General features: G+C 72.5%; 10 protein-coding genes. 2 read left to right on the forward strand and 8 right to left on the reverse strand.

What is annotated here, in order from left to right:
- Positions 1–184 (reverse strand): adenosylhomocysteinase (locus tag ACIGXO_RS17850; protein ID WP_399788447.1); only part of this gene is annotated, 184 nt, incomplete at its 3' end.
- Between the two features lie 786 nt (positions 185–970).
- Between ACIGXO_RS17850 and ACIGXO_RS17855 the strand changes: the two genes are divergently transcribed.
- On the forward strand, positions 971–2,959 hold the full coding sequence (locus tag ACIGXO_RS17855; protein WP_399788450.1) for a fructose-specific PTS transporter subunit EIIC: 1,989 nt from the start codon (positions 971–973) through the stop codon (positions 2,957–2,959).
- 107 nt (positions 2,960–3,066) lie between these two features.
- On the opposite strand, the gene ACIGXO_RS17860 is transcribed toward ACIGXO_RS17855, so the two are convergent.
- The 7 genes from ACIGXO_RS17860 to ACIGXO_RS17890 all read right to left on the reverse strand — a co-directional run bounded on the left by ACIGXO_RS17860 (position 3,067) and on the right by ACIGXO_RS17890 (position 10,792).
- Positions 3,067–4,014, reverse strand: coding sequence for a cation diffusion facilitator family transporter (locus ACIGXO_RS17860; protein WP_399787149.1), 948 nt, complete (start codon positions 4,012–4,014; stop codon positions 3,067–3,069).
- A gap of 91 nt (positions 4,015–4,105) precedes the next feature.
- On the reverse strand, positions 4,106–5,320 hold the full coding sequence (gene manA, locus ACIGXO_RS17865) for a mannose-6-phosphate isomerase, class I (RefSeq protein ID WP_399787151.1): 1,215 nt from the start codon (positions 5,318–5,320) through the stop codon (positions 4,106–4,108).
- Between the two features lie 96 nt (positions 5,321–5,416).
- On the reverse strand, positions 5,417–6,562 hold the full coding sequence (locus ACIGXO_RS17870; RefSeq protein WP_399787155.1) for an SIS domain-containing protein: 1,146 nt from the start codon (positions 6,560–6,562) through the stop codon (positions 5,417–5,419).
- A 67-nt stretch (positions 6,563–6,629) separates the two neighbouring features.
- On the reverse strand, positions 6,630–6,812 hold the full coding sequence (locus ACIGXO_RS17875; RefSeq protein WP_030266038.1) for a Trm112 family protein: 183 nt from the start codon (positions 6,810–6,812) through the stop codon (positions 6,630–6,632).
- Between the two features lie 135 nt (positions 6,813–6,947).
- Positions 6,948–8,306 carry a phosphomannomutase/phosphoglucomutase gene (locus tag ACIGXO_RS17880; RefSeq protein WP_399787159.1) on the reverse strand — a complete coding sequence of 453 codons (1,359 nt, stop codon included), beginning with the start codon at positions 8,304–8,306 and terminating at the stop codon, positions 6,948–6,950.
- Positions 8,307–8,470: 164 nt separating this feature from the next.
- Positions 8,471–10,087, reverse strand: coding sequence for an L-lactate permease (locus ACIGXO_RS17885; RefSeq protein ID WP_399788453.1), 1,617 nt, complete (start codon positions 10,085–10,087; stop codon positions 8,471–8,473).
- 276 nt (positions 10,088–10,363) lie between these two features.
- Positions 10,364–10,792 carry a DUF3499 domain-containing protein gene (locus ACIGXO_RS17890; RefSeq protein ID WP_078601067.1) on the reverse strand — a complete coding sequence of 143 codons (429 nt, stop codon included), beginning with the start codon at positions 10,790–10,792 and terminating at the stop codon, positions 10,364–10,366.
- Positions 10,793–11,074: 282 nt separating this feature from the next.
- Between ACIGXO_RS17890 and ACIGXO_RS17895 the strand changes: the two genes are divergently transcribed.
- Positions 11,075–11,557, forward strand: a complete 483-nt coding sequence (locus ACIGXO_RS17895; RefSeq protein ID WP_399787162.1) for a metallopeptidase family protein — start codon at positions 11,075–11,077, stop codon at positions 11,555–11,557.
- The last annotated feature ends 41 nt before the right edge of the window (positions 11,558–11,598 follow it).

Here is an 11,598-nt window from a genome sequence, read left to right on the forward strand (position 1 = left end):
ACTCCTTGCGGATCGCCATCAGACCGGGCATCTCGTGCTCGGCGAGGGTGATCTCCTTGCGGCCGAAGGCGGCCAGGGACAGGTCGGCGACCTTGAAGTCCTGACCGGTGGCTGCTGTCGTCATGTCGGGCTGCTCCCCGGAGGTCGGAGGGTGGTTGCGGTCGGCAGTCTGCGGCGCGGGCAGGCGGGGTGCACGGGCGGGGTACGCGATGCGGTACGCCCGGCCCCGGACAATCCTGTGACCGGTTGCCCGGTCGTGTGGACCTGATCGTCGCCGGCGCGGACGTATCGCTCGGATGTGTCCGCCACCGGGACATACCTGTCCCCTGGCCGCAGCACGCAGTCCGTCGGAGGCCCTCTCTCCCTCGGCCGGTCCGCGCTGCGGGCCGCCCGACCGCCATCAGCAGCGACGTCTGGCACTGGGCACGAATCTACACCGATCGGCCCAGTGAACCCCAGCCCCTCCCGGGCGGTGCGGCGCGTCACACACGCGGTCGCGGGCGGCTTCGGCGCGGCTGTCCGGGTGGGGAGCGGCACTGCCGCGGCCGGGGCATATGACCCCGAGTGGAGGTGTGTCCCGAGCAGAGGTGTGACGCCGAGTGGTCGTGGCGCGTGGGGGCTGTGTGGGTGGGTTGGAGGGGTGGGGTTCTTGTTGCAGGATGCGGGGTGCGCGGGAACACTTGCACGCTCTTGCGCGGCACATCGTGAGGAGAGAGACGTGACCAGCAGTTCAGCGGTGCCCCCCGAGGGCGCCGGGCCCCCGGGCCCGGAGAGCACAGGCCCCCGGGGCGCAGCGTCCGAAGGGGTCGCGCGCACCGGAACGAGCACCGGCACCGGCACCAGCACCAGCACCAGCACCAGCACCAGCACCGGAACGAGCACAGCAACGCGCGCCGACAAGGGCGAGCAGAAGCAGCGGCTGCGGCTGCTCGCCGTGACCGCCTGCCCGACCGGTATCGCCCATACCTACATGGCCGCCGAGAAGCTGGCGCAGGCCGCCGAGGCGCTCGGGCACGAGATGAAGGTGGAGACGCAAGGGTCGATCGGGGCCGAGAACGTACCGTCTGACAACGATGTCAGACGTGCTGACGGCATCATCATCGCGGCGGACAAGGACGTCGACCGCGCCCGGTTCGTCGGTAAGCGCGTCATCGTGGTCGGCGTGGCGGAGGGGATCCACCATCCCGAGCAGCTGATCGAGCGGGTGCGGAGCGCGCCCGTGTACGGCGCGGACGCGGATGCGGGTGCCGGGAGCGGCGGCGCGTCCGGTACCGATGCGGCATCCACAGGGAAGGGCGGCGGCAAGGAGCGCAGCGTCGCGTACAAGGCGCTGATGAACGGCGTCAGCTACATGATCCCGTTCGTGGTGGTGGGCGGACTGCTCATCGCCGTCTCGCTGGCGCTGGGCGGTCATCCGCAGGCCGACGGCGGGCTCGTGATCCCCGACGGCTCGTTCTGGAAGCACGTCAACGACATCGGGACGATCGGCTTCACGCTGATGGTGCCGATCCTGTCCGGGTACATCGCGTACGCGATCGGGGACCGGCCCGCGCTGGTACCGGGCATGATCGGCGGCTGGATCGCCAATACGGGCGCGCTGTACGACTCCAAGTCGGGCGCGGGCTTCATCGGGGCGATCGTCACCGGCTTCCTGGCCGGGTATCTGGTCCTGTGGATCAAGAAGGTCCGGGTCCCGAAGTTCGTCCAGCCGATCATGCCGATCATCGTGATCCCGATCGTGGCCACGACGGCGCTGGGACTGTTCTTCCTCTACGTCATCGGGCAGCCGATCTCGTGGGTGTTCGAGCATCTGACGAGCTGGCTGGGCGGCCTCACGGGGTCCAGCGCGGCGCTGCTCGGCATCATCCTCGGGCTGATGATCGCGTTCGACATGGGCGGGCCGGTCAACAAGACGGCGTTCCTCTTCGGCGCGGGGCTGGTCTCCAAGAACCCGGAGATCATGGGCATGTGCGCGGCCGCCATTCCGGTGCCGCCGCTCGGGCAGGGGCTGGCGACGCTGCTGCGCCGCCGGCTCTACGACGACCAGGAGCGGGAGACCGGGCTCGCGGCGCTGTTCATGGGGTGCTTCGGCATCACGGAGGGCGCGATCCCGTTCGCGGCGGGGCGGCCCGCCCGGGTCATCCCGTCCAACATGATCGGCGGCGCGGTGGCCGGTGCGCTGGCCGGCCTGGCCGGGGTGACGGACAACGTGCCGCACGGCGGGCCGATCGTCGCCGTACTGGGCGCGGTGGGCGGCGTCGCGATGTTCTTCGTGGCCGTCGCGGCGGGAACGGTCGTCACGGCGCTGTGCACGGTGACGCTGATATCGATGGCCGAGCGGCGTGACGGTACGGAAGCCCGTACGGAGGCAGCAGCTCGTACGGAGACGGAACCGATTGCCGAGGCGGAACCTCGGGCGGAGGTGGTCGGCGCGGCCGCGGCCGAGGCCGACGCCACCACGGCCGGTGCCACCGCGACCGGTACAGAGTCCAGTACGCCCCAAGAAGTCCTCTCCGGCTACCTCACCCCCGTCACCGTCAAGATCCAGCTCGACGCCACCGAGAAGGAGGCGGCCATCCGGGAGATGGCCGAGCTGGCGGCCGGGACCGGGCGGGTCGCGGACGTGGACGAGCTGGTGCGGGTGGCGCTGGCCCGGGAGGCGCAGGGCACCACCGGGCTCGGCGAGGAGATCGCGATCCCGCACGCCAAGACGGACGCGGTCACCGCGCCGGTCGTCGGGTTCGCGCGGTCCGCCGAGGGCATCGACTGGGAGTCGCTGGACGGCACGCTCGCGAAGCTGGTCTTCATGATCTCGGTACCGGCGGCCGCGGCGGGCGACGAGCACCTGCGGATTCTCGCGCTGCTCTCGCGGAAGCTGATGGACGCGGACTTCCGGGCGCGGCTGCAGGCGGCGCCGGACAGCGACGCGATCATGACCGTACTCGCCGAGATCCAGTAACGGGATCCAGTAGACGAACGGCAGCGACGAACAGCAGCAGAGAAGAAAAGCGGGCCCCGCACTCAGCACCACTGAGTGCGGGGCCCGCTTCACAAGAGCCCGCGAGGTCAGGCGCCCGGTACCGGTTCGCCCGAGGCCGCGGCCTCCGCGCTGTAGATGTCCGGCTCCAGGTAGATGACGCGGGCGATCGGGACCGCGGCGCGGATGCGGTCCTCGGCGGCGTTGATCGCGTCGGCGACCTCCGTGGCCGTGTCGTCGTGCTGGACCGCGATCTTCGCGGCGACCAGCAGCTCCTCCGGGCCGAGGTGGAGGGTGCGCATGTGGATGACGCGGGTGACGGTGTCGCCGTCGACGATGGCCGCGCGGATCTTGGCGACCTGGTCGGCGCCGGCCGCCTCGCCCAGGAGGAGCGACTTGGTCTCGGCGGCCAGTACCAGGGCGATCAGTACGAGCAGCGCGCCGATGCACATCGTGCCGATGCCGTCCCAGACCGCCTCACCGGTGATGAGGGTGAGGCAGACGCCGAGCAGCGCGAGGATCAGGCCGACCAGCGCGCCCAGGTCCTCCAGGAGGACGACCGGCAGCTCGGGGGCCTTGGCGCGGCGGACGAACTGGGGCCAGGACTGCTCGCCGCGCAGCGAGTTCGACTCCTTGATGGCCGTGCTGAAGGAGAAGCCCTCGGCGACGATCGCGAAGACGAGGACGCCCACGGGCCAGTACCAGTGCTCCAGCTCGTGCGGGTGCTGGATCTTGTCCCAGCCCTCGTACAGCGCGAAGACGCCGCCGATGGTGAAGAGCACGATGGAGACGAGGAAGCCGTAGATGTACCGCTCGCGGCCGTAGCCGAACGGGTGCTCGGCCGTCGCCTCGCGCTTGGCCTTCTTGCCGCCCAGGAGCAGCAGTCCCTGATTGCCCGAGTCGGCGATCGAGTGCACGCCCTCGGCCAGCATGGAGGACGAACCGCTGAAGGCGAACGCCACGAACTTCGCTGCGGCGATGGCCAGATTGGCGCCCAGCGCCGCGACGATGGCCTTGGTGCCACCTGATGCACTCATGAGTGCCGCATGTCCCTTCCGTCGACCGGGCTTTACCGCCCCTTTAAGCAACTGGAAAGGTCATTCTTGCAGCCCGCCCCAGGGGCCTGCATCAGGCCACCACTGTGGCCCGGAAGAGCGTGCCCTCGCCGTCGATGGTGATTTCCTCCCCGGCCGGGACGAACGCGGACTCACCGGGCGCGAGTGCCAGTTCCCGCCCCGCGGACGCCGCGCCGGGCGCGTCCCGCAGGACGACCGAGCCCGCCGTGCACAGCAGGACCTGCGGCGTACGGGCGTCCAGGGGCACCGCCGCGGAGCCGGGGGCCAGGACGTAGCGCGAGAGCCGGAACTCGTCGATGGGCGTCTCGTAGACCTCCTCGCCCGAGGGGCCGGCCTCCGGGCGCAGCACGCCCGCGTCGCCCGCCTCGAAGCGGACGATGCGCAGCAGTTCGGGGACGTCCACGTGCTTCGGGGTGAGGCCGCAGCGCAGCACGTTGTCGGAGTTGGCCATCAGTTCGACGCCGAGGCCGTTGAGGTAGGCGTGCGGGATGCCGGCGCCGAGGAAGAGGGCCTCGCCGGGCTGCAGCGTCACGTAGTTGAGCAGCATCGCGGCGATCACGCCGGGGTCGCCCGGGTAGTGGTGGGCGATCGAGGCGTACGCGGCGTAGGACTCGGCGTGCGGGCCGCCGGCCTTGCCGAGGCGTTCGGCGTGCGCCGCCGCCTCGCCGACGGTCTCGGCCATGGCGTGCTTGTCCGCGGTGAGGACGGCGGTGAGGACCTCGCGGAGCGCGTCTTCTTCGGGCCCGGCGCGCAGGATGTCGACGTACGGCTTGAGGCTGTCGACGCCGAGCCCGGCGAGCAGCTCGGCGGCCTCCTCGGGGTGCCGGAAGCCGCACAGGCCGTCGAAGGGGGTGAGCGCGCAGATCAGCTCGGGCTTGTGGTTGGCGTCCTTGTAGTTGCGGTGCCCGGCGTTCAGCGGCACGCCGCGCCGCTCCTCGTCGGCGAAGCCCTCCTTGGCCTGCGCGAGGTCGGGGTGGACCTGGAGGGAGAGCGGGGAGCCGGCCGCGAGCAGCTTCAGCAGGAAGGGCAGCCGGGGACCGAAGGCGCGTACCGAGTCGGCGCCGAGCTCGTGCTCGGGGTCCTCGTCGATGATCTCGGCCAGGGACTGGGGGCCGAGGCCCCGGTCGACGCGGGACGGCGCGCCGGGGTGGGCGCCCATCCACATCTCCGCCTGCGGCTCACCGGTCGGCTCGACGCCGAGGAGGTAAGGGATCGCGGTCGTGGAACCCCAGGCGTAGGGGCGCACGGTGTTGGTGAGGCGGTCCATGGCGGGCGGACTCCTGTAGTGGTCAGTAGGGGTTGTGGATGGCGACGGCGGAGCGGCGCCGCGGCGGTCCGCAGGGGCGCCGCGCACCGCCCCGCCTCATGATCCCTCGGCTCCGGCGAGCGCCAGGTAAACGGCGGCGAAATCCGTGGTGGCCAGGAGCTGTGCGGCGTTCTCCAGGGGGCTGCCGTCGGTCTCCGCCTCCAGCTCGCTGACCGGGGTGTCCCGCTCCAGGGCCAGGTCACGGGCGGCGGGCGCGGCGGACAGCGGGCCCGGCGAGCCCTCCCGGAGCAGCAGCGCGCGGGCGTGCAGCGCGCCGGGCTGCTCGACGCGGTCGCGGAAGAAATCGTCCGGATCCGCACCGGCCGCGAGGGCGCCGGCGAGCAGCATGCCGTGCGCCGTGAGCGCTTCGGGGAGCTCGGCGGCGAGCGCGGGGCGGCCCGCGAGGCCGGTCAGTACGGCGGCGAAGTGCCGGCCGACGGCCCCGGCGACCGGGCCCTCGGTCCAGATCAGCGGGAGGGTGTCGGCGAGCTCGGCGGCGAGGGTCTTGGCCGGGTTGCCGTACGTGGCGATGGCCGGGCCGCAGTGCTCGGCGACCTGGTCGAGCCGGTCGGCGAGCCGGGACAGCGCGTCGGCCGGGGCGTCGAGCAGGCCGATCCGGTCGGCGAGCGCGAGCAGCGGGGTGAGCAGCGACCAGAGGGTGCCGGGCGCGGCGGGCGGCGCGCCCTCGACGTCGAACTCGCCGTCGTACGGAGTGACGGCGAGCGGTACGGCGAGGCCCCGGGCCTGCCCGATGGCGTCGGCGAGCGGGCTGCCGGCCGGGGTGACGCCCACGATGGAGCAGCCCCGGCGGTAGGCGTTCTCGACCAGCTCCGCCAGGCCCGCGTCGGCGCCGTCGGGGCCCGCGACCAGCAGCAGGTCCAGCGGGCCCGTCCAGCCCGGCAGGGTCCAGCGCAGCGCGCCCGGGGCGGGGGCCACGCCGGTGGGCCGGATCAGCGTCACCGGGCAGCTGCCGCCGCCGAGGGCGCCGAAGAGGTCGGCGACGCAGGGGGCTGCGGGGCCGGGGCCCGCGACGAGGACCGTGCGGGGGCGGCCGTCGGGCGTGAGATCCGGTATGCCGGCCTCGGTGGCGTTACGGGCCGCGGTGCGCACGCGGGCACCGGACTCGGCCACGGCGCGCAGCAGGCCGTACCGGTCCGCCTCGGCCAGTGCTTCGGGGGCGTCGAGGAGTGACTCGTCGAGCATCGTGTGCTGCCTTCCGGTCGCCGGGTTGGCTGGGCGGAGCGGCGGTTGCCGGCCTGGGGCGGGGCGCTCAGGCCGGTCGGCGGGCCTCGTCCACGAGGAGGACGGGGATGCCGTCGCGTACGGGGTAGGCGAGGCCGCAGTCGCTGCCGGTGCACACCAGCTCGGCGGGGTCGTCCGAGGACTTGTCCGCCAGGGGGGCGTGGCACGCCGGGCAGGCGAGGATCTCGAGGAGGCTGGCTTCGACCGGCATGGAGGCGACCCCTTCAGGGTGATGATGTGTTTCCCCTCGTCAGCGTACCGCCGGGTGGCGGTGAGGGGTGCTTTTGGGCGGCCGGCGGCGGTCTGCGGGCCGCCGCCGGCCGCCCTTCGGGGGGGCCGGGCGGGGCTATCCGCGGACGACGGCCAGGACCTCGTCCTGTACGCGCGCGACCGTGTCCGCGTCCCGCGCCTCGACGTTCAGGCGCAGCAGCGGCTCGGTGTTGGAGGGGCGGACGTTGAACCACCAGTCGGCGGCGGTGACGGTGAGGCCGTCCAGCTCGTCCAGCTCCACGCCCGCGCGGCCCTCGTAGGCCGTCCTGATGGCGGCGAGCCGGCCGGCCTGGTCGTCGACGGTGCTGTTGATCTCGCCGGAGGCCGCGTACCGGTCGTACTGGGCGACCAGGCCCGAGAGCGGGCCCTGCTGGCCGCCGAGCGCGGCGAGTACGTGCATGGCCGCGAGCATGCCGGTGTCGGCGTTCCAGAAGTCGCGGAAGTAGTAGTGCGCGGAGTGCTCGCCGCCGAAGATCGCGCCGGTCCTGGCCATCTCGGCCTTGATGAAGGAGTGGCCCACGCGGGTGCGGACGGGCTTGCCGCCGCTCTCCTTGACGACCTCGGGGACGGACCAGGAGGTGATGCAGTTGTGGATCACCGTGCCGCCGGAGTGCTTGGCCAGCTCGCGGGCGGCGACCAGCGCGGTGATCGCGGACGGGGAGACCGGGTCGCCGTTCTCGTCGACGACGAAGCAGCGGTCCGCGTCGCCGTCGAAGGCCAGGCCGATGTCCGCGCCGGTCTCCCGGACGCGGGCCTGGAGGTCGACGATGTTCTTCGCATCCAGCGGGTTGGCCTCGTGGTGGGGGAACGTGCCGTCCAGCTCGAAGTACATCGGGTCCAGCTGGATCGGCAGGCCCTCGAAGACGGTGGGGACGGTGTGGCCGCCCATGCCGTTGCCCGCGTCCACGACGACCTTCAGGGGGCGGATGCCGGAGAGGTCGACGAGGGAGCGCAGGTGCGCCGCGTAGTCGCCCAGGACGTCGCGCTGGGTGACGGAGCCGGTCTCGGCGACGGGCTCGGGCGCGCCCTTCTCCAGCCACTCCTCGGCCAGCGCCCGGATCTCGGCGAGGCCGGTGTCCTGGCCGATCGGGGCCGCGCCGGCCCGGCACATCTTGATGCCGTTGTACTGGGCCGGGTTGTGCGAGGCGGTGAACATCGCGCCCGGCAGGCCGAGCGCGCCGCTCGCGTAGTACAGCTCGTCGGTGGAGCACAGCCCGATCTCGGTGACGTCGGCCCCGCGCGCGGCGGCGCCGCGGGCGAACGCGCGGACCAGGCCCGGCGAGGACGGCCGCATGTCGTGCCCGATGACGATCGCTTCCGCCTCGGTGACCTGGGCGAACGCCGCACCGAACAGCTCGGCCAGGGTCTCGTCCCACTGGTCGGGGACCACGCCGCGCACGTCGTACGCCTTCACGATCTGCGACAGATCAGCCACAGCCACCCTCCTGAGGTTCTTCTTCGGGAACCCCAAGCTACCGGGAAGATCTGTGGACCCGGTGTGAACCATCGGTGAACGGCGGCCCGTAGGGCGGCTTCCGGCCCGAAACCGACGGTCGGAAGCCGGTCCGCCGGGCCCCGAGCGGGCCCGGCCGTGGGCTCTCAGGGCAGCATCCAGCCCAGTACCGCCGTGCTCTGCCCCAGCACGATCAGGCACATCACGAGGAGCAGCAGCAGGCTCCAGGGCAGGACCTTGCGGAGCAGATCGCCCTCGCGGCCCGCGAGGCCGACGGCGGCACAGGCGATGGTGAGGTTCTGCGGGGAGATCATCTTGCCGAGGACGCCGCCGGAGCTGTTGGCCGCGGCGAGGAGTTCGGGCGACAGGCCGGACTGCTGGGCCGCGGTGACCTGGAGGGCGCCGAACAGGGCGTTCGCGGAGGTGTCGGAGCCGGAGACGGCGACGCCGAACCAGCCCAGTACGGGCGAGAGGAAGGCCAGCCCGGCGCCGGCCGCGGCGACGAAGTGGCCGATGGTGGCGGCCTGGCCGGAGAGGTTCATGACGTAGGCCAGGGCGAGGACGGACGTCACGGTCAGGATGGCGAAGCGCAGTTCGTGGACCGTGGCCAGCCACTCCTTGGCGGCGGCGCGCGCCCGTACGCCCAGGACGGCCGCGGTGACCAGGCCCGCGAGGAGGACGAGCGTGCCGCCGGTGGCGACCAGCGGGAGCGTCAGGACGTTACCGCCGACCGGCTTGCCGTCGGGCCCCGCGACGTCCAGCAGCGGCCAGTCGAAGGACCGGGTCGCGGCCGCCGCCCAGTCCTTGAACGGCGGTATCTGGGCGAGCGAGAAGATCACGATGATCAGGCCGTACGGGGCGTACGCGCGGACCGTCTCGCGGCGGCTGTCGCGCACGTCCAGGTCCTCGCTGCGGGCGCCGGTCAGGACGGCGGCGCGTACGGAGGCGGTGGCGGGGCGCCGGGCGGCGGGCACCGCGACCAGCGCGGCGGCGCCGATCAGCGCCGCGCCGATGTCGGCGAGCTGCGCCGAGACGTAGTTGGCGGCGGCGAACTGGGTGGCGGCGAAGGCGATGCCGCAGGCGAGCGCGGGCAGCCAGGTCTCGCGCAGGCCGCGGCGGCCGTCCACGAGGGCGACGAGCAGCAGGGGGACGATCAGCGCGAGCAGCGGGGTCTGGCGGCCGACGACGGAGGCGACGGAGTCCAGCGGGAGGCCGGTGACCTGGGCGAGGGTCACGACGGGGGTGCCCATGGCGCCGAACGCGACGGGGGCCGTGTTGGCGACGAGGGCGACGACCGCCGCCTTGACGGGGTCGAAGCCGAGGGCGACCAGCATGACGGCGCTGATGGCGACCGGGGCGCCGAAGCCCGCGAGCGCCTCCAGGAGGGCGCCGAAGCAGAAGGCGATGACCAGGGCCTGGATGCGGGGGTCGTCGGAGAGCCGGGAGAAGGAGCGGCGGAGGACGTCGAAGTGCTGGGTGCGGACCGTCATCCGGTACACCCAGAGGGCGTTGACGACGATCCACATGATGGGGAAGAGCCCGAAGACGGCGCCCTGCACGGCGCTGGACAGCGCCTGCGTCACGGGCATCCCGGAGCCGAACCAGGCGGTGAGCAGGGCGACGGCGAGGCCGATGAGGCCCGCGTGGTGGGCGCGCATCCGTACGGCGCCGAGCAGGACCAGGACGGTGATCAGCGGCAGGGCCGCGACGAGCGCGGACAGGGCGAGGGAATCGGCGATCGGCTGAAGCTGCTGGACGAACACTCCGGACATGCGGCCTCCCCGGCGGCGTGGCGGCTCCCCCGCACCTTCCGGCATGCGGAAGGCGATCTCGCAGGAGTGGAGGAATGGTCGTGTCCGCGCCAAGCCGGAGTCAATGGGCCGTCATGAACTCACTGAACGGTCCGTCATGAACTGACTGCCGATCAGAGGTGATCGCGCGTCAGGAAGGGATGCGACCGGAAGGCAGAAACGAATGCGCCCCGGAAACGGCTGGAAATCGGCGGTCGTTGGGGCGTGGCGCCCCCAACGCGCGGGCGCTCAGGAGTCCGGGGAGCGGAGCACGCGGAGATGACCGCGGCGGGCGACCTCCATGGGGTCGGCCTCACGGGGGCCTGCCGCCTCGGGACCGCCGACCGTACGTTCCTGCGGACGCGCCGCTTCCCGCACCGCGTTGGCGAGTGCTTCGAGGTCGTCACCGCTCGGCTGGACCGCGCCGGGATCGGCGGCCAGCCGGACGACCTCCCAGCCGCGCGGCGCGGTCAGGCGCTCGGAATGCTCGGCACACAGGTCGTAACAGTGGGGTTCCGCGTAGGTGGCGAGCGGGCCGAGCACAGCGGTCGAATCCGCATAGACGTACGTCAGCGTTGCGACGGCGGGACGGCCGCACGCAGTGCGCGAACAGCGACGTACAGGGCTCACGACGTTGGACGGTACCGCACTCTTGAGCGGGCCGCGACGACTCTCCACGACCTCACCCGGCCGTGTCGTCCCGGTTCGCCCGACCTGTCTGACCTGCGCACGCTCGGCCTGACCTGCGTCGAGAACCCGTTGCCGCCCGAGTGGGGGCGATGATTCCCCTCCGTACTCCAGTCAATTCGTGTCATTTCGCGGGCGTTACGCGAGCGTTCGGCGGTCACATGGCCTTAGATGAACGAACGGAACAGAACTCGTACCGATCAGTGAGCGACATGAGGCGGACGGGGCAAGAGTTCGGCCGTCCTCGGCCCTCGGCGGCTACGCTCGTGGTTGATGGACAGCCCCGTACCTCCCCCGGCCGGCGCCGGGGGCAACCCCAGCCCGACGGAGCCGCGTCCGCGCCGCCGCGACCGCCACGGCCGCGGAATGCGCGGTCCGATCGCGCCGCCCCAGGTGCCGCTCTCGGTGAGCCGTGCCGACGCCTTCGTGGACCTCGTGCACGACTCCGTGGAGCGTCTGGAGCGGCGCTGGCCGCAACTCTCGGAGGTGGAGTTCTCGGTGCGCGAGGTGCCCCGGCTGGGGCCCGGCGGGGACGAGGGAATCGCGGCGGACGAGGACACGGTGCCCCTGGGCAGCGTGCTGCCCTCGGAGGCCGGCCACCGGGACCGGATCGTGGTCTACCGGCGCCCGGTGGAGATCCGTACGAAGAACCGCGAGGAGCGGGCGCTCCTCGTCCATGAGGTCGTCGTCGAACAGGTCGCGGAGCTGCTGGGGCTGGCCCCGGAGTCGGTCGACCCCCGGTACGGGCAGGACTGAAACGGGCCTCTCAGGAGTCATCTCCTGAGAGGCCCGGGCCG

It is taken from the genome of Streptomyces sp. NPDC053542, assembly GCF_044544685.1.
Lineage (GTDB): Bacteria > Actinomycetota > Actinomycetes > Streptomycetales > Streptomycetaceae > Streptomyces.